The following is a 17,034-nucleotide window of genomic DNA, read 5'->3' on the forward strand; positions in this document are numbered from 1 at the left end:
GCCGGTGGTGGCGCGGTTGCGGGAGTTGGATCTGTCGTTGGGGATTCTTTCCGACGAGGGTGCGGCGGCGTTGCTGGCGGGGCAGCCGTTGACGCATCTGCGTCGGCTCGACCTGCACCACCACTACATCGGCGCCGAACTGGCCGATCGGCTGGTCGCGGCGCTGCCCGGGGTGGAGGTCGAGCTCACCGAGGCGGCGTTGCCCGACGGGTACGGCGACCGGTACGTGGCCGTCGGGGAGTGACTGGCATGATCGACGGATGACTGGCAGGGTGCCGCTGGTGGTCGTCGGCAACCCGGAGAACCGCCGGGTGACGCTGTTCCGGGCCGCCGCTACCGAGGCGGGCGTACCGGTGGTGGTGCTGCCCTGGCGGCGGCTGGCGACCGGTCCGGTCTGGCTGCCCCGGGCGGCCGTGGTGCGGATCGACTCGCCCGGCGAGGATGCCGAGGTCGACCGGTTGCTGCGCGGTGCCGACCGGCCCGCCGAGCACGGCGAGATCGTCGGCCTCGCCGCCTGGTACGCCGGATTCCGCGCTGCCCTGGGCCGGCTCGGCGAGGCGGCCCGGTCCGCCGGAGCGACCCTGCTCAACGACCCGGACGACGTGCTCGCGATGTTCGACAAGCGGACCTGTCACGCCCGGCTGACCGCCGCCCGGGTGCCGGTGCCGCCAGCGCTGCGCACGGCACCATCCGCGCCGCCCACGGCGTCACCTGGGCTCACGGGGTCACCCGGGCCCACGGTGCCGTCCGCGTCGCCGTCACCGTCCACTTCGGTCGGATCGGCCGGGCAGGCCGGTTCGACCGGGGGTTACCCGGAGCTGCGCGCGGCGATGCGGGCCGCCGGCTGGTCCCGGGTCTTCGTCAAGCCGGCGCACGGCTCGTCCGCGTCCGGGGTGCTCGCCCTTCAGGTGGCGCCGGGCCGGATCCGGGCCACCACCTCGGTCGAGCTGACCGCCGGCGGCAAGCTCTACAACTCGTTGCGGGTCCGCGACTACACCGACGAGCGGCAGATCGCGGCGATCGTCGACCGGCTGGCCCCGGACGGCCTGCACGTCGAGCGCTGGTTTCCCAAGGCCGGGCTGGGCGATCGGACGATCGACCTGCGGGTGCTGGTGGTCGCCGGTCGCCCGGAGCACGTCGTGGTCCGGGCCAGCCCCGGCCCGCTGACCAACCTGCACCTCGGCAACGCCCGGGCAGACCTGTCCGCACTGCGGGCGGCGATGGGCGAGTCGGCATACGCCGCCGCGCTGCAGAACTGCGTCCGTGCCGCCGCCTGTTTCCCGGGCAGCCTGCACGTCGGGGTGGACCTGCTGATAGGTACGGGCTGGCAGCGGCACGCGGTGGCCGAGGTGAACGCCTTCGGCGACCTGCTGCCGGGGCTCTCCGACCCCGCCGGCCGGGACAGTTACGCGGCAGAACTGCACGCGCTGCGGACCGGCCGGTTCGACCGGTGGCGGGCCACCGCGCCGACCCTGCTGGAGTCGACCCTGCTGGAGTCGACCCTGCTGGAGTCGACCCTGCTGGAGTCGACCCTGCTGGAGTCGACCCTGCTGGAGTCGACCCTGCTGGAGTCGACCCTGCTGGAGTCGACCCTGCTGGAGTCGACCCTGCTGGAGTCGACCCTGCTGGGGCCGACCATGCTGGAGTCGACCGCCGAGCCGGAGCCGACCACAGGGACTGGAACGACGGCCGAGCCGGCATCGACGGCGCGGCTGGAGTCGGCGGCCGGGGCGGACGGGTGGGGGCCCCGGCGCGCGGGCGACGGCGGCATTGGGCAGCATGAGAACCCGGGACGTGACAGAAAGGTGGGGAGGGCGGCATGAAGGAGCTGATCGGCAGCCACGACCTGTTGTTCGTCACCCTGGACACACTCCGCCACGACGTGGCCGAGGAGCTGGCCGCGGCCGGGCGTACGCCGAACCTGGTCCGCGCGCTGCCCGGCGGGGTCTGGGAGCGGCGGCACAGTCCGGCCAGCTTCACCTACGCGGCGCACCAGGCGTTCTTTGCCGGCTTCCTGCCCACGCCGACCACACCCGGCCCGCACAGCCGGCTCTTCGCGGCGGCCTTTCCAGGCAGCGAGACCACCGGTGAGCAGACCTGGACCTTCGACGCCCCGGACGTGGTCCGGGGCCTCGCCGGGGCCGGCTACCACACCGTCTGCGTCGGCGGGGTCGGCTTCTTCAACGGCAAGTCGCCGCTGGGCGGCGTGCTGCCGGCCCTCTTCGCGGAGGCGCACTGGGAGCCCGAGTTCGGCGTCTCCGCACCGCGTTGTTTCGAGGCGCAGCTCGACCGGATCGCCACCGTGCTGCCCACGGTGCCGGAGGACCGGCCGCTCTTCCTCTTCGTCAACGTCGCCGCGATCCACCAGCCGAACCGGCACTACCTGCCCGGCGCCGATCGGGACAGCCGGGAGAGTCACGCCGCCGCGCTGGAGTACGTCGACCGGCACATCGGGCGGCTCTTCGCCCTCGCCACCTCCCGGGACCGGCCCTGCCTGGTGCTGCTCTGCTCCGATCACGGCACGGCGTACGGCGAGGAGGGGCACAGCGGTCACCGGCTCGGTCACGAGGTGGTGTGGACGGTCCCGTACGGGCAGTTCGTCCTCGAACCGGGTGACTGGGGCAAGCCCGGCGACTGGCCCGGGCCGGAACAGTGAACCCTTCTCGACCCGCACCGCGCGGCGGTCGCGCTCCGACGTCCACCTGCGGCCAGGACGGACCGCAGGGGGAGGTTGAAAAAGGTTCAGTCGGGGTCGCCAACTCGCTGGACGGGTCGCCGTACCAGGGTTACCTGTACGCGTACCCGCACAAGACGGCGTACCGGCCGCTGCGACCGCGCCCGGCGCTGCGTGAGGTCTGGGCGGGTGAGCGGCGGGACGCACTCTTCCTCTACCTGCATGTGCCGTTCTGCGAGATGCGCTGCGGCTTCTGCAACCTGTTCACCCGCTCGAACCCGCCCGCCGAGCAGGTGCGCGGCTATCTCGACCAGTTGGCCCGGCAGGCCGACCGGGTCCGGGAGGCGCTCGGCGACGGCGTCGGGTACGCCCGGGTGGCGGTCGGCGGCGGCACTCCGACCTATCTGGACGCGGCCGAGTTGACCGCGATGTTCGACCTGCTCGCCGGCTTCGGCGCCCGGCTCGGGTCGGTGCCGATGGCGGTGGAGACCTCCCCGGCCACCGCCACCGCCGACCGGATCGCAGTGCTGGCCGAGCGCGGCACCACCCGGGTCAGCATCGGGGTGCAGAGCTTCCTGGACAGCGAGGCGCGGGCGGCCGGGCGACCACAGCGCCGCGCCGAGGTCGAACGGGCCCTGGACACCATCCGGGCATACGACATCCCGGAGCTGAACCTCGACCTGATCTATGGGATCCCCGGTCAGACCTCGGCGACCTGGGCCGAGTCGATCTCGTCCGCACTGCGCTGGCGGCCGGAGGAGGTGTTCCTCTATCCGCTCTACGTCCGCCCGCTCACCGGCCTCGGCCGGATTCCCGCCACAGCGGACGGCGCCGACCCGGCCTGGGACGCGCAGCGGCTGGCGCTGTACCGGCAGGGCCGGGACGCGCTGCGGGCCGCCGGTTACCGGCAGCTCTCGCTGCGGCACTTCCGCCACGCCGACCTGACCGCCGACGACCCAGGCCGGGCCTCCGACGACCCAGTGCGGACCTTCGGCGGGTCCGAGTGGACCTCCGAGGGGCCCAGGCTGACCGCCGACGATCCGGGGCGGGCCGGGCCGGACTACTGCTGCCAGGACGACGGAATGGTGGGGCTGGGGTGCGGGGCCCGGTCATACACCACCGACCTGCACTACTCGTTCGACTACGCGGTCGGGGTCCGGCACGTCCGGGGCATCATCGAGGACTACCTGCGCCGGCCTGCCGTCGACTTCGACGTCGCCGAGGTCGGCTTCCGGCTCGACCCGGTCGAACAGCGGCGCCGCTGGCTGGTCAAGTCACTGCTCCGGGCGGAGGGGTTCGATCCGGCCGGCTATCTCGACCGGTTCGGCAGCCGGGTTGACGACGATTTTCCGCAGCTCGACCGGCTCGCCGAGCGTGGCTGGCTGACCTCGGTGCACGGCCGGACCGCGCTGACCGAGGCCGGGCTGGAACGCTCCGACGCGATCGGGCCGTGGCTGGTCTCCGGCCCGGTCCGCCGGGCGATGGCCGAGTACCCGCTCCGATGAACCTCTCGGTGCTCTACCGCGGCCCGCTGGCGAGCTGCAACTACGACTGCCCCTACTGTCCGTTCGCGAAGCGCCGCGACAGCCGGGCCGAACTCGCCGCCGACCGGGCCGCGCTGGGCCGGTTCGTCGACTGGGCGACCCGCAACCCTGACGACGACCGCCTGTCGGTGCTCTTCACGCCGTGGGGCGAGGGACTGTCCCGGTCCTGGTACCGGGAGGCGCTGGTGACGCTCTCCCGGCTGCCGCACCTGGACCGGGTGGCGATCCAGACCAACCTGGCCTGCCGGCTGGACTGGCTGGCCGCCGCCGACCGGCGTACGCTCGCGCTCTGGGCCACCTACCATCCCGGACAGGTACGCCGGGAGACCTTCCTCGACCGCTGCGCCCGGCTCAGCGAGCTGGGGGTGCGGTACTCGGTCGGCGTGGTCGGGCTGCCGGAGCAGCTCGCCGAGGCGGAGGCGGTCCGGGCGGCGCTCCCCGCCGACGTCTACCTCTGGGTGAACGCGGCCGAGGGCTACTCCTACACCGCCGCCGAGGAGGCGGCCTGGACCGGGCTCGACCCGCTCTTCGGCTACAGCGTGCGGCCGCATCCGTCGGCCGGTGTGCCCTGCCGGGCCGGCGAGACCGTGATCTCGGTGCGTGGCGACGGCTCGGTGCGGCGCTGCCACTTCGTGGAGACACCGTTGGGCAACCTCTACGACGGGTCGTACCGTGTCGCGTTGCGGCCCCGGCCGTGCCCGAACACCGCCTGCGACTGCCACATCGGCTATGTCCACCTGCGAACCCTGCCGCTGTACGAGGTCTTCGCTTCAGGAGTGCTGGAACGGATCCCGGCCCGCTGGGGCGTACCGTCCGTGGCGCTGGGCTGAACCCGGGGCGGCCGGGCCGCGGTCAGGTCTGCACCAGCGGCGCATACCGCTCCGGCTCCACCCCGAACGTCCAGGCGACACCCGCCCGCGCGGTACGCGTGTCCGGCGGCACCCGCAGCCAGTACGTGCGCCGGGTGCCGTCCGGCTCCGGGGTGGCATTGACCACCTCCACCATCACCAGTGGCTCGTCCTGCGGCAGGTTGAGCCGCCAGAGCACGCCGTACTCGTCGCGGTGCACCGCCGTCGTCCGGCTCTCCCGCAGGTAGCGGTCGTAGCCGAAGTGCTCCAGCATCACCCGGCGGACCTCGGCGTTGCGCTCCGCCCGGATCCGTTCCACGGTCAGCGTCGGCAGCTCGGCGGCGACGCCGGCCGGGATCGGCATCCCTCGCCAGGCGTGCAGCCCGAACCCGTCCGGATAGGCCAGTGCCGGACCGTCGTCGTGATGCAGCCGACCGAGGTTGTCCCGGTGCAGCCGGGTCGGCCGCTCGGTGAGGATGACCAGCCGCTCGTACGGCCACCACCAGCCGGCGGCGGCGGTGACCCCGGCGAGACCGGCCAGCCCCGGCTCGCCGTCGAAGGCGGCCAGCCAGGCCGCGTCGTGCTGGCCCGGCACCGCGTCGAGCAGCCCGGCCCGGGCCCGCCGGGTGAACGCGTCGTCGACCTGTGCCGTCAGGTCGGCGCCGAGCTGGTTGCGCAGCGGGGTGAAGATGCGATCGGTGAGCAGGTGCCAGGTGCGGCGCCCGCCGGCCGCCCAATGCGCGGCCCAGCCGGCCGGGCCGAGCCGCTCGACGGCGGCGGCCCGCGCCGTTGCCCACGGCGCGGTGCGCAGGGCGGGCCGGAGCGGCTGGCCGGGATCGGTCACCCCGGGCTCGCCGCCCTGGGTCCGCAGCGCCGCCAACACCTCGGCGACCGCCTCGGCCAGCCCACCGCCGCCCTGGTCGTAGCCGGCCGGGTCGCCGCCGGGCACCGGAGAGGTTGCCGACGCCGACCCGCCGGCCCCGAACCCCCCGGACCCGCCGGACCCAGACCCGCCGGACCCGCCGGACCCGGCGGCCCCGAACCCGCCGGGGCCGGCGGTGCCGGTATTCGGATCGGTCGACGGGGCCGCCCCGGTCAACAGGGCGGCGGCCAGCGCGCCGGCGCGCGGCGACGGGAGCCAGAACACCTGCCGGGGCGGTGCCAGTCCGGCCGCCGCATAGGCCCGTCGGACGGCGGCCTCGGCCACCGGGCGATCGGCCGGCCCGGTGGCCAGCCCGTGGGCGAGCCAGGTGTCGGCGACCCGCGCGAGCCGGGCCGCCTCCCCATCGGCCCGCTCGTCGGCGCCGGCCGCGATCGGCGTGGAGACGGTGGCAGCAGGTCGGTCCCGGCGCAGGGCGTCGGTGTCCATCAGTCCGCCACCGGTCGCCAGCTGCCGGGCAGGTATTCCCGCTGCCGCACCACCCGGTAGGTGCCGGCCGGCAGGGCGATCGGACCGTGCTCCTCGTGGCCGAGCCGGCCGTAGCCCTCGATCACCAGGAACGCCGGCTCGACCTGGTCGGGCAGGGCCCAGGCGGTGAGCCTGGATCCGGTCACCACGTGGGCGTGCCCGGTCGCCTCGCCGCGGGCCAGGACCAGCCGGCCCCGGCCGTCACGCCCGGCCGGGACGAGCCCGCCGGGCATCGTCGCCGGGTCGATCGCCTCGACCAGCACGTCGCCCTGTCGATACATCCGCCGCCTCCGAGGAACCGTTGTCTCCCCGGCACACTAGCGACGGCGTACGACAGTTTCGCCGAGTCGGCGGTCAGGCCGGCGGCGGTACGTCGGTGAAGTGCTCGACGACCGGCGGGGCGGCGAAATAGGGGCCGATCAGCGAGCGCCAGGTGCTGAACCGGTCGGTAGCCCGGAAGTTCTCCAGGTGTGCCTCGACCGAGTCCCACTCGACCAGCAGCACGAACCGGGACGGCGACTCGATCCCCCGGGTCATCCGGATGGACCGACATCCGGGGGTGCCGGCGAGTGTCGCGTGACCCTTGGCGTACGCCTCGGCGAACGCCTCCTCCTGACCGGCCAGCACGTCGATCAGCGCAACCTCCAGCACCATGATCGCAGCATGGCACGGACGGGCCCGGGCTGGTCGATCGGGGTATACCCGTTCCGCCCGACGGTACCTACGGTAGGAACTCCGGAGGATCTTGCGGGAGGTGCGCCATGCTCGACTGGCTGACCGGTACGGCGTTCACCGTGGCGGGTACCCCGACCAGCCGGGCCGAACTGCTCGGCTTCGCGACCGGGGTGCTCAACGTCTGGCTGCTGGCCCGGCAGAAGACGTGGAACTGGCCCGTCGGCATCGCCAACGTGCTGCTGCTGATGGTGCTCTTCTGGACCGCCGGCCTGTACGCCGACGCCGGGCTCCAGATCGTCTACGTCGGACTCGGCCTGTACGGCTGGTGGGCGTGGCTGTTCGGCGGTGCCGAGCGGAGCCGGCTGGTGGTCGGTCGGACCGATCGTCGGGAGTGGACAGTGCTGGTCGGTGCCGGCGCGGTTCTGACGCTGCTGCTCTGGCTGCTGCTGGACCGGGCGACCGACTCGACCGTGCCGCTGCCGGACGCGTTGACCACCGCGCTCTCCCTGATGGCGACGTACGGCCAGTGCCGCAAGCGGGTGGAGAGCTGGTGGATCTGGATCACCGCCGATCTCGTCTACATCCCGCTCTACGCCTACAAGGGGCTCTACCTCACCGCCGGGCTGTACGTGGTCTTCCTCGGGCTCTGCGTACTCGGGTTGCGGAACTGGCGGGCCGACCTGCGCCGGCTCTCGGCCGCGGCGGCCCGGCCGGTGGCGCCCGGCCCGGCCCCCGCCACCCCGTGACCGTGCGGGACACCGACAACCCCTCCGCCGCACCGTGGCCCGGCCGGACGGCCCGGGCGACCGCGCGGAACACCGGCAGCTTTCCGGCAGCCGCCCGGCCCGGGCGAGCGGCCCAGGCGGCGGATCCGGTGGAGGCCGCGGACCCGGTGCCGGAGGCGGCGGGCCGACCGGAGTTCGGGCACGGGCTGGTGGTGGGGAAGTTCTATCCGCCGCACGCCGGGCACCACGCGCTGATCGCCGAGGCGGCCCGCCGCTGCGCCGCCGTCACCGTGGTGGTGGCGCCGTCCCGGCGGGAGTCGATCCCGCTGGAGCTGCGGCTGGACTGGTTGCGTGAGGTGCACGCCGCCGACCGGCACGTCCGGTTCGTCGGCCGGTACGACGACCATCCGGTCGACTACGCCGACCCGGCCGCCTGGGACGCGCACTGCGCGGTGTTCCGGGCGGCGGTCGGACCGGCCCGGGTCGACGCGGTCTTCTCCTCGGAGGCGTACGGCGCGGAGCTGGCCCGCCGGTTCGACGCGGTGGACGTACCCGTCGATCCGGCCCGGGCCGCCGTACCGGTCTCCGGCACGGCGGTCCGGGCGGATCCGGTGGCGCACTGGGCGATGCTCAGCGCGCCGGTCCGGGCCTGGTTCGTCCGCCGGATCGTGGTGGTGGGCGCCGAGTCCACCGGGACCACCACGGTCGCCGAGGCGCTGGCCGAGCACTACGGCACCTGCTGGGTACCGGAGTACGGCCGGGAACTCACCGCCGCCAAGTTGGCCCGGTTGCGGGGCACCGAACCCGACGCGACGATCTTCGACGTGGTCTGGGACCGGGCCGACTTCGAGACGGTGGTCCGGGAGCAGCAGGCCGCCGAGGACGCCGCCGCCCGGCGCAGCGGGCCGCTGCTGTTCTGCGACACCGACGCCCGGGCCACCGCGGTCTGGGAGGAGCGGTACCTCGGCTCGACCTCACCCCGGGTCCGGGCCGCCGCCCGTCGACCCGATCTCTATCTGCTGACCGACCACCACGGGGTGCCGTTCACCGACGACGGCCTGCGGGACGGTGCGCACCTGCGCGGCTGGATGACCGAGCGGTTTCGGGTGGTGTTGGCCGAATCCGGGGTACCCGTGATCGAACTCACCGGTCCGCTTCCGGACCGGTTGGGCGCGGCGATCCTGGCCTGCGACGCGATGCTGGCGGCGGGTTGGTCCCTCGCCGACCCGTTGTTACCTCGGTAGTGCACCTAGGTTCCTAGGATGATTTACCGGTGGTGAGTCAGGCGCCCCCACAGGGGGAGATGCGCGACGGGCGGGGAATGGTGAACAATGGCGCTGTAGGAGGGGAGTATTCCTTCGCGACGGTGTCGTCAACACGGTCGTCGGCCGGTAGACCGGTACGAGGACCCGGCACCGTAGGTTGTCGCCGCGGCGTCTCCGCGTGGCGATGGCGGAAGAGACCTCCGACAGTCACCACCGTCTACACCGCCTGACGCGCGTCATCCGCGTGCTGACGGCGGTGCCGCGTGCCTGCCGGAGGAGTGCCTTGAACGTGTCCACCTGGGTGTGGGTCGTCTCGCTAGTTGTGCTGACGGCGATCCTGCTACTTGATCTCGTGATCATCGGTCGACGACCGCACGAGCCGAGTCTGAGGGAGTCTGGCCTCTGGGTCAGCTTCTACGTCGGCCTCGCGATCGTCTTCGGGGTCGGCCTGTTCCTGACCACCGACGCCACCGTGGCCGGGGAGTTCTTCACCGGCTGGCTCACCGAGTACAGCCTCTCGGTGGACAACCTCTTCGTGTTCGTGATCATTATGTCCAGATTCGGCGTGCCCCGGCAGTACCAGCAGAAGGTACTGCTGATCGGCATCGTGCTGGCGCTGGTGATGCGCGGCGGCTTCATCGCGGCCGGCGCGGCGCTGATCAACCAGTTCTCCTGGGTCTTCTACATCTTCGGCGCCTTCCTCATCTACACGGCGATCAACTTCTTCCGCCAGGGTGAGCCGACCGAGGACGACTTCAAGGAGAACATCCTGATCCGATGGAGCCGGCGGGCCCTGCCGGTATCCCGGGACTTCTCCGGCGCCCGGATCACCATCCAGGAGAACGGCCGCCGGCTCTTCACCCCGATGCTGATCGTGCTGATCGCGATCGGCACCACCGACCTGGTCTTCGCGCTCGACTCCATCCCGGCGATCTTCGGGATCACCCAGGAGCCCTACCTCGTCTTCACCGCCAACGTCTTCGCGCTGATGGGGCTGCGGCAGCTCTACTTCCTGCTCGGCGGGCTGCTCGACCGGCTGGTCTACCTCAACATCGGGCTCGCCGTGGTGCTCGGCTTCATCGGCGTCAAGCTGGTGCTGGAGGCGCTGGCCGGCAACAACCTGCCGTTCCTCAACGGTGGCGCGCCGGTCGCTTGGGCGCCGCACATCCCGATCTGGCTCTCCCTCACCATCATCCTGGGCACGCTGGCGATCGCCACCGTGGCCAGCCTGATCAAGTCCAGCCGGGACCGCCGGTCAGCCGAGAAGGTGCCGGTCGCCTGAAATAAGCGCCGGAGCGGCGGGTCAGGGAGCGAATCTTCTCCACCTCCCCTTACCGTCCGGGGTGGCCCGGACGAAGGGCGGGGCTGAGGTGTCTCAGCCAGGAAAGGGTTCGGTGACCCGGTGCGCGCCGACCAGGGTCGCGGCCCGGTCGGCGGGCATCGGTTCCTCCAGGACCCGCCGCTTGGTGTAGCAGGCGTGCAGCATCCGCCGGTCGCCGTCCGGCCCGGGGGGCGCGGTGACGATACCGATGTGGTGGACCGGCCGGCCCGGCCGGGCGAAGAAGTAGAGGTCGCCGGGTCGTTCCGCGCCGAGCGGCACCGGGACCGTCGCCGCCGCCTGGTCGTCGGCGTCCCTGGGCAGGCGTATGCCGAAGCGCCGCCAGGCCAGGTGCACCAGGCCGGAGCAGTCGATGCCGTACGCCGAGACGCCGCCCCAGAGATAGACCACGTCCCGCAGCCGGCTGGCCACCGCGAGTACCTCGGTCGGGCTGGGCGGCCGGGTCGGTGCCGGGGCGAGATGGCTGTCGGGTGCCCAGAGCGGCAGCCTGTGGTCGGGGACCCGGACCGGGCGCCAGCCGGCGTGGGTCGGACCCGCGCCGGTCAGCCGGGTGCCCAGGATGACGCCGGGCAGCACCACCGCGCCGGACGGGGCGTCGTGCAACCGGGTGACCGTCGCCGCGACGACCAGATCCGGCGGGGCCGGTACCGGATCGGCGGGCTCGACGAGCTGTTCGCGCGGGAGCCAGCCCGGATAGCCCCGGGGGTCGAGTCTGGCCGCCGGCTGTTCCACCGCGACGACCCGGACCCAGCCGTCCGGGCGGACCTCCTCGACCAGCACCCGCTCGCCGAGCAGGAGCTGACTGAGCACGCAGTCGCCGTCCCGCTGGTCGACGGTCATCCCGGAGATCCAGCCGGCGATGTCGGTCCGGCGGGACAGGGCCGGTGCGTCCACCGGGCGGACGGCCTCGGGACCGGCCCACAGGGTGGCGACGCCGACCCGGACAACGGCTTCGCGCCCCGAGCGCAGCACCATGTCAGTACCACCCGTCCTCGCCCGCTCTCGCCCGAAACCCTATGAAAATTAGCGCCGCACTGCAACATGCGACTGAATGTTGCCTTCATGGGCTGCAGCGCGGCCGGGACCGGCGGGGCGGCGTCAGGGCGTCGGCGGCGGCGTCCGGTGCAGGCCGGCGATGCCGAGACCGGGAGCGTCGGGCAACACGACGGTGGCGTTCTCGTACCGGATGCCGCCCTGCACCGGCGACCAGGCCAGCCACCAGGCGGCGTCCAGGTCCGACACGGCGCTGGTGCCGTACGCGGCCACCAGGCTGGCAGCCGCGCCGAGCCCGATCTGACTCTCCATCATCGAGCCGACCAGGGTGCCGAGGCCGTGCTCGGCGGCCAGCTCCAGCAGCGTCCGGGCCGGGCCCAGCCCACCGCACTTGGCCAGTTTCACGTTCACCATGTCCGCGGCCCGCCGCTGGATCACCTCGACCAGGTCGCGCAGTCCGTAGACCGACTCGTCGGCCAGGATCGGCACGTCCACCCGCTCGGCCACCCAGGCCAGCCCGGCGATGTCCCGGGCGTGCACCGGCTGCTCCACCAGTTCCACGTCGAGGCCGGCGTCCTCGACACCGCGGATCACCCGGACCGCCTCCCGGGGCGTCCAGCCCTGGTTGGCGTCGAGCCGGATCCGGGCCTGCGGGCCGGCGGCGGCGCGTACCGCCCGGATCCGGGCCAGGTCACCGGCCGCGTCCGTGCCGACCTTCACCTTGAGTACGTCGAAACCGTCGGCGACCCGCTGCTTCGCCGCCCCGGCCAACTCGACCGCGTCCCCGGCCGACAGTGTGACGTCGGTGGCGACCCGCCGGGACGTCCCGCCGAGCAGCCGCACCAGCGGTACGCCGAGCCGCCGGGCCGCCAGGTCGTGCAGTGCCACGTCCACCGCAGCCTTCGCCGCCTCGTTGCCGACCACCGCGCGCCGTACCTCCGCGCACCGGGCCACCAGGTCGTCCGGGTCACGTCGGACCAGCAGCGGGGCGAACACCTCCTCGACACAGGCCTGTGCGCCGCCGATCGACGCCCCGGTCACCCGCCACACCTGGGGTGCCTCGCCGAATCCGGACCGCCCGTCGGCGTCGACCACCTCCACCACCAGGGTCTCTACTGTGGAGGTACGGCGCAGTGCGGTCACGAACGGGGTGTGCAGCGGAGCGGAGAGCCGGTGGGTGCGAACCGAGGCGATCGACATGCAGGCACCATATCGACCGTCGGGTCAGCCGACGGTCCCCAGACGGTGCCGGGCGGCCCAGAGCAGCGCCGAGACCCGGGCGATGAGCCGACGGGCCCACTCGTCCCGGTCGTCGCCGGAGTGGTCGGCGTCGCCGTCCGGCGGCACGCTGGTGCAGACCACCACGGCGTACGGGGGCGCGTCGTCCGGGAAGACCACGCCGGCACCGTGCCGGACGCCGCGTACCCAGCCGTTCTTGTGTGCGATCCGGGTGCCCGGCGGCAGCCCGGCGGCCAGGTCCTCGCCGCGCTCCTGCGCGAACAGCACGTCCAACATCGCGGCACAGGTGCCGGGGGAGGCCAGTCGGGATCGGGCGATCGCGCCGAGCAGCCCGGCCAGGTCGGCGGCGGTGACCTGGTTGTCGAGTCCGGCGTCCCGGGCGGCGAAGTCCTCGATGCCCCGCTGGGTACGGCTGTGCCGGGCACCACTGTCGGCCCACACCTGGGCGACGGCGGGCAGCCCGACGTGCCCGAGCACCAGGTTGGTGGCGAGGTTGCTGGACCGGACGATCATCCGTTCGGCGAGCCAGCCCAGCGGTGCGGTGCCGCCGAGCCGGGCCCAGACCGCCTCGTCGTTGTCGTAGTCGGCCGCGCAGCAGAACCGGCCCGCGCCCGGCCGGGCCGAGTCGAACTCGTTGAGCACCGGCACCGGCGCGGCCAGCTCCAGCTCACCGGCCTCGGCGGCCCGGTGCAGGGCGGCCAGCACCGCCACCTTCATGGTGCTGGCCGCGTAGTGCGGGGTGTCCGGCAGCCGGGTGTACGCGGGCCGGCGGCCGAGCCGACCCACGTAGACCGAGACTGTTCCGGGTACCGCCGCCAGTTCGACCTCGAGTGCGTCCCAGGGCATCTGCGCAGCGTACGACCGGACTCAGCCGGCGTGCTTGCGCCGGGCGGTGGCCCGGGCCCGGGACGGTGCGTCCAGCATGACCTTGCGCAGCCGGATCGCCACCGGGGTGACCTCGACGCACTCGTCCTCGCGGCAGAACTCCAGGGCCTGTTCCAGGGAGAGCTTGCGCGGCGGGATCAGCTTCTCGGTCTCCTCGCTGGTCGAGGAGCGCATGTTGGTGAGCTTCTTCTCCTTGGTGATGTTGACGTCCATGTCGTCGGAGCGGGAGTTCTCGCCGACCAGCATGCCCTCGTAGACCTCGGTGGACGGCTCGACGAAGAGGGTGCCGCGCTCCTGGAGGTTGAGCATCGCGAACGCGGTCGCCACCCCGGACCGGTCGGCGACCAGCGATCCGGTGTTCCTGGTCCGCAGCTCGCCGAACCACGGCTCGTACGACTCGAAGACGTGGTGCAGGATGCCGGTACCCCGGGTGTCGGTGAGGAACTCGGTCCGGAAGCCGATCAGTCCCCGGGCCGGCACCAGCCACTCCATCCGGATCCAGCCGGTGCCGTGGTTGACGAGCTGCTCCATCCGGCCCTTGCGGGTGGCCAGCAACTGGGTGATGGCGCCGAGGTATTCCTCCGGGGCGTCGATGGTGAGCCGCTCGACCGGCTCACACGTCTTGCCGTCGATCTCCCGGGTCACCACCTGCGGCTTGCCGACGGTCAGCTCGTACGACTCGCGGCGCATCTGCTCGACCAGGATGGCCAGCGCCAGCTCGCCCCGGCCCTGCACCTCCCAGGCGTCCGGCCGGTCGGTGGGGAGCACCCGGAGCGAGACGTTGCCGATCAGCTCCCGGTCCAGCCGGTCCTTGACCATCCGGGCGGTGACCTTGGCGCCCTTGACCCGGCCGACCAGCGGCGAGGTGTTGGTGCCGATGGTCATCGAGATCGCCGGCTCGTCGACGGTGATCAGCGGCAGCGGCCGGGGGTCCTCCAGGTCGGCCAGGGTCTCGCCGATCATGATCTCCGGGATGCCGGCGACCGCGATGATGTCGCCCGGCCCGGCCGAGGTGGCCGACTTGCGCTCCAGGCCCTCGGTGATCAGCAGTTCGGAGACCCGGACCCGCTCCACGGTGCCGTCGGTGCGGCACCAGGCCACCGTCTCGCCCTTGGTGACGGTGCCCTGGCGGACCCGGCACAGCGCCAGCCGGCCGAGGAACGGCGAGGCGTCCAGGTTGGTCACGTGCGCCTGCAACGGCGCGGCCTCGTCGTAGGCCGGCGGCGGGATGGTGTCGAGCAGGCTGCGGAAGAGCGGCTCCAGCGAGCTGCTGTCGGCCGGCACGGTGCCGCCGGGGGGTTGGGTCAGCGAGGCGATGCCGTCCCGGGCGCAGGCGTAGATGATCGGGAAGTCGATCTGCTCGGCGTCCGCGTCCAGGTCCAGGAAGAGTTCGTACGTGTCGTCGACCACCTCCTTGATCCGGGCGTCCGGCCGGTCCACCTTGTTGATCACGAGGATGATCGGCAGCCGGGCCTGCAGCGCCTTGCGGAGCACGAACCGGGTCTGCGGCAGCGGGCCCTCGCTGGCGTCCACCAGCAGCAGTACCCCGTCGACCATGGTCAGCCCGCGTTCCACCTCGCCGCCGAAGTCCGCGTGCCCAGGGGTGTCGATGATGTTGATGGTGACCGGGTCGGAACCGTCCGCCGGCAGGTAGCGCACGGCGGTGTTCTTGGCCAGGATGGTGATGCCCTTCTCCCGCTCCAGGTCCATGGAGTCCATCACCCGGTCAGCCGGCTCGGCCCGGGCGGAGAACGCTCCGGACTGCCGCAGCATGGCGTCGACCAGGGTGGTCTTGCCGTGGTCGACGTGGGCGATGATTGCGACGTTACGAAGGTCCCCGCGGGTCTGCATGCCCTCCATCCTCTCGCCTGCGCGATCCGGGCCGGCGTCCGGGTTCCCCCTGAGGTAACCCCGCTCTCGGCGGGAATCGCTGTGCCATCACACCACACGGCTGGCATGCTGGCCGGGGTGTTCGGGGGGTCGCCGTGCAGGATGTGTTGACGGTGGTGCGGGAGTTGCCACCGGTGCTGGTCTACCTGGTCGCCGCGCTGCTGGTGGCCACCGAGACGGCGGTGATCGTCGGCCTGGTGATGCCGGCGGAGGCGACCCTGCTGCTGGTCGGCTTCCTCGCCTACACCGGGATGCTGCGGCTCGGGCCGGCGCTGGTGGTGATGATTGTCGCAGCGGTGCTCGGCGACGCGCTGGCCTTCCGCAGCGGCCGGCGGCACGGCACCCGGCTGCGGGCCGGCCGCTGGGGGAGCCGCGTCGGGGCGCAGCGCTGGGCGAAGGCCGACGCGATGCTGGCCCGGCTGGGCGGGCGCGGGGTCTTCGCGGCCCGCTGGGTGGCCTTCGCCCGGACCCTGGTGCCCCGGCTGGCCGGCAGCGCCGGGATGCCGTACCGGCGGTTCGCGCCGTGGAACCTGGCCGGGGTGGTGACCTGGGTCGGCGGTTCGGTGCTGGCCGGCTATCTGGCCGGGGAGTCGTACGAGACGGTCTCCCACTACCTCGGCAAGGCGACCGGTGCCGTACTGCTGCTGATCGTCTTCATCGTGGCCATCGTGCTGGTCGGCCGCTGGCTCGGCCGGAACCCCGACCCGGTGCGGTCGCTGCTGACCCGGGCCGTCGCCCGGCCGCCGTTGCGCTGGCTCGCCCGGCGGTACGGGGTGCTGTTCTTCGTGCTGTCGATGCACATCGGGCCGGGCTGGACGCTGCTGGCCAATCTGGTCGCCGGGTTGGCGCTGCTCTTCGTGACCGGGCTCACCCTGGCCTGGCTGCTCGACCTGGTGGTCACGCACAGCGGGCTGTCGGTGGTCGACAGCGCGATAGCGGAGTGGTTCGCCTCCCGGCGTACCGAGGGGGTGGCCGAGTTGGCGCACGGCGCGATCGGTGCGCTGCGCGGTCCGGTGCTGATCCTGGTGGTGGCGCTGGTCGCCGCGGTGGTCGGCTGGCGTACCCGACCGTGGCGGGTCGACCTGCTCAGCGTGCTCGGCACGGTCGGCGCCTTCGTACCGCTGCTGGTGCTGGTCCTGGTGACCGACGTCACCGGGCCGACCAGCGGCACACCGGTACGGCTGCTGCCGGCCCAGAACGCCGTGGTCGCGGCCAGCCTCTGCACGCTGGCCTGGCTGCTGGCCCGGCAGAGCCGCTGGCCGATGGCGGTGGCGGCCTGGACGGTGGCGGCGGTCGGGGTGGTGATGATCGGCGCGGCCCGGCTCTACGTCGGCTGGAGTTCGGCCAGCGAGACGGTCACCTCCATGCTGCTCGGGGTGCTCTGGACCGCGGTCTTCATGGTCGCCTGGGCGACCCGGGACCGCGCGGTACGCGCGGCCGGGGCTTCGGCCGCGCCGTCCACGGCGAACCCGCCACGGCCTTCGGCAGCCGAGGCCCGGCAGCCGTCGGAAAGCGAGGCCGTGCCGCCCGCAGGTGAGGCCCGACCGCC

The 17,034-nt window shown here is 73.0% G+C and carries 14 protein-coding genes and 2 pseudogenes; 9 read left to right on the top strand and 7 right to left on the bottom strand.

Annotated elements, in window-relative coordinates:
• The 5 genes and pseudogenes from R6Y94_RS43865 to R6Y94_RS43885 form a co-directional block, all read left to right on the top strand.
• Window positions 1-244, top strand: a pseudogene (locus tag R6Y94_RS43865) (leucine-rich repeat domain-containing protein); the annotation flags it as partial.
• Between the two features lie 16 nt (window positions 245-260).
• Window positions 261-1,823 carry an STM4014 family protein gene (locus R6Y94_RS43870; RefSeq protein ID WP_318403224.1) on the top strand — a complete coding sequence of 521 codons (1,563 nt, stop codon included), beginning with the start codon at window positions 261-263 and terminating at the stop codon, window positions 1,821-1,823.
• On the top strand, window positions 1,820-2,656 hold the full coding sequence (locus R6Y94_RS43875) for an STM4013/SEN3800 family hydrolase (RefSeq protein ID WP_318394573.1): 837 nt from the start codon (window positions 1,820-1,822) through the stop codon (window positions 2,654-2,656). The genes R6Y94_RS43870 and R6Y94_RS43875 overlap by 4 nt, the downstream gene beginning before the upstream one ends.
• A complete protein-coding gene (locus tag R6Y94_RS43880) occupies window positions 2,653-4,179 on the top strand; it encodes an STM4012 family radical SAM protein (RefSeq protein ID WP_318394574.1) in 1,527 nt (508 codons plus the stop codon). Before R6Y94_RS43875 ends, R6Y94_RS43880 begins: the two co-directional genes overlap by 4 nt.
• Complete coding sequence (locus tag R6Y94_RS43885) at window positions 4,176-5,048, top strand: STM4011 family radical SAM protein (RefSeq protein WP_318394575.1); 873 nt, start codon at window positions 4,176-4,178, stop codon at window positions 5,046-5,048. Before R6Y94_RS43880 ends, R6Y94_RS43885 begins: the two co-directional genes overlap by 4 nt.
• A 22-nt stretch (window positions 5,049-5,070) precedes the next feature.
• Here the strand turns inward: R6Y94_RS43885 and R6Y94_RS43890 are convergent, their stop codons facing one another.
• The 3 genes from R6Y94_RS43890 to R6Y94_RS43900 form a co-directional block, all read right to left on the bottom strand.
• Window positions 5,071-6,435 carry a DUF6745 domain-containing protein gene (locus R6Y94_RS43890; RefSeq protein ID WP_318394576.1) on the bottom strand — a complete coding sequence of 455 codons (1,365 nt, stop codon included), beginning with the start codon at window positions 6,433-6,435 and terminating at the stop codon, window positions 5,071-5,073.
• Window positions 6,435-6,755: a hypothetical protein gene (locus tag R6Y94_RS43895; protein ID WP_318394577.1), complete on the bottom strand. Its 321-nt coding sequence runs from the start codon at window positions 6,753-6,755 to the stop codon at window positions 6,435-6,437. Before R6Y94_RS43895 ends, R6Y94_RS43890 begins: the two co-directional genes overlap by 1 nt.
• A 73-nt stretch (window positions 6,756-6,828) precedes the next feature.
• Window positions 6,829-7,128: an antibiotic biosynthesis monooxygenase family protein gene (locus R6Y94_RS43900; protein ID WP_318394578.1), complete on the bottom strand. Its 300-nt coding sequence runs from the start codon at window positions 7,126-7,128 to the stop codon at window positions 6,829-6,831.
• 107 nt (window positions 7,129-7,235) lie between these two features.
• Between R6Y94_RS43900 and pnuC the strand changes: the two genes are divergently transcribed.
• The 3 genes from pnuC to R6Y94_RS43915 all read left to right on the top strand — a co-directional run bounded on the left by pnuC (window position 7,236) and on the right by R6Y94_RS43915 (window position 10,421).
• The gene (pnuC, locus tag R6Y94_RS43905) at window positions 7,236-7,895 is read left to right on the top strand and encodes a nicotinamide riboside transporter PnuC (RefSeq protein WP_318394579.1); all 660 of its coding nucleotides are present in this window, start codon (window positions 7,236-7,238) and stop codon (window positions 7,893-7,895) included.
• A gap of 2 nt (window positions 7,896-7,897) precedes the next feature.
• Window positions 7,898-9,118: an AAA family ATPase gene (locus R6Y94_RS43910; RefSeq protein ID WP_318394580.1), complete on the top strand. Its 1,221-nt coding sequence runs from the start codon at window positions 7,898-7,900 to the stop codon at window positions 9,116-9,118.
• A gap of 304 nt (window positions 9,119-9,422) precedes the next feature.
• A complete protein-coding gene (locus R6Y94_RS43915; protein ID WP_318394581.1) occupies window positions 9,423-10,421 on the top strand; it encodes a TerC family protein in 999 nt (332 codons plus the stop codon).
• Between the two features lie 93 nt (window positions 10,422-10,514).
• Here R6Y94_RS43915 and R6Y94_RS43920 read toward each other — a convergent pair whose 3' ends face one another.
• The 4 genes from R6Y94_RS43920 to typA all read right to left on the bottom strand — a co-directional run bounded on the left by R6Y94_RS43920 (window position 10,515) and on the right by typA (window position 15,446).
• A complete protein-coding gene (locus R6Y94_RS43920; RefSeq protein ID WP_318394582.1) occupies window positions 10,515-11,453 on the bottom strand; it encodes an NlpC/P60 family protein in 939 nt (312 codons plus the stop codon).
• A 123-nt stretch (window positions 11,454-11,576) separates the two neighbouring features.
• Complete coding sequence (locus R6Y94_RS43925) at window positions 11,577-12,671, bottom strand: dipeptide epimerase (RefSeq protein WP_318394583.1); 1,095 nt, start codon at window positions 12,669-12,671, stop codon at window positions 11,577-11,579.
• A 24-nt stretch (window positions 12,672-12,695) separates the two neighbouring features.
• Window positions 12,696-13,556, bottom strand: coding sequence for a serine hydrolase (locus R6Y94_RS43930; RefSeq protein WP_318394584.1), 861 nt, complete (start codon window positions 13,554-13,556; stop codon window positions 12,696-12,698).
• A gap of 21 nt (window positions 13,557-13,577) precedes the next feature.
• The gene (gene typA / locus R6Y94_RS43935) at window positions 13,578-15,446 is read right to left on the bottom strand and encodes a translational GTPase TypA (RefSeq protein WP_318394585.1); all 1,869 of its coding nucleotides are present in this window, start codon (window positions 15,444-15,446) and stop codon (window positions 13,578-13,580) included.
• Between the two features lie 134 nt (window positions 15,447-15,580).
• Between typA and R6Y94_RS43940 the strand changes: the two are divergent.
• Window positions 15,581-16,990, top strand: a pseudogene (locus R6Y94_RS43940) (DedA family protein); the annotation flags it as partial.
• Window positions 16,991-17,034 lie beyond the last annotated feature (44 nt).

The sequence above is a fragment of the Plantactinospora sp. KLBMP9567 genome, assembly GCF_033446045.1.
Classification (GTDB): domain Bacteria; phylum Actinomycetota; class Actinomycetes; order Mycobacteriales; family Micromonosporaceae; genus Plantactinospora.

What these genes read in the sequence shown, in the direction of transcription:
- R6Y94_RS43925 (WP_318394583.1), bottom strand. Translation starts at nt 12,671, where the DNA reads ATGTCGATCGCCTCGGTTCGCACCCACCGGCTCTCCGCTCCGCTGCAC.
- R6Y94_RS43870 (WP_318403224.1), top strand. Translation starts at nt 261, where the DNA reads ATGACTGGCAGGGTGCCGCTGGTGGTCGTCGGCAACCCGGAGAACCGC.
- typA (WP_318394585.1), bottom strand. Translation starts at nt 15,446, where the DNA reads ATGCAGACCCGCGGGGACCTTCGTAACGTCGCAATCATCGCCCACGTC.
- R6Y94_RS43890 (WP_318394576.1), bottom strand. Translation starts at nt 6,435, where the DNA reads ATGGACACCGACGCCCTGCGCCGGGACCGACCTGCTGCCACCGTCTCC.
- R6Y94_RS43885 (WP_318394575.1), top strand. Translation starts at nt 4,176, where the DNA reads ATGAACCTCTCGGTGCTCTACCGCGGCCCGCTGGCGAGCTGCAACTAC.
- R6Y94_RS43920 (WP_318394582.1), bottom strand. Translation starts at nt 11,453, where the DNA reads ATGGTGCTGCGCTCGGGGCGCGAAGCCGTTGTCCGGGTCGGCGTCGCC.
- R6Y94_RS43900 (WP_318394578.1), bottom strand. Translation starts at nt 7,128, where the DNA reads ATGGTGCTGGAGGTTGCGCTGATCGACGTGCTGGCCGGTCAGGAGGAG.
- R6Y94_RS43930 (WP_318394584.1), bottom strand. Translation starts at nt 13,556, where the DNA reads ATGCCCTGGGACGCACTCGAGGTCGAACTGGCGGCGGTACCCGGAACA.
- pnuC (WP_318394579.1), top strand. Translation starts at nt 7,236, where the DNA reads ATGCTCGACTGGCTGACCGGTACGGCGTTCACCGTGGCGGGTACCCCG.
- R6Y94_RS43875 (WP_318394573.1), top strand. Translation starts at nt 1,820, where the DNA reads ATGAAGGAGCTGATCGGCAGCCACGACCTGTTGTTCGTCACCCTGGAC.
- R6Y94_RS43895 (WP_318394577.1), bottom strand. Translation starts at nt 6,755, where the DNA reads ATGTATCGACAGGGCGACGTGCTGGTCGAGGCGATCGACCCGGCGACG.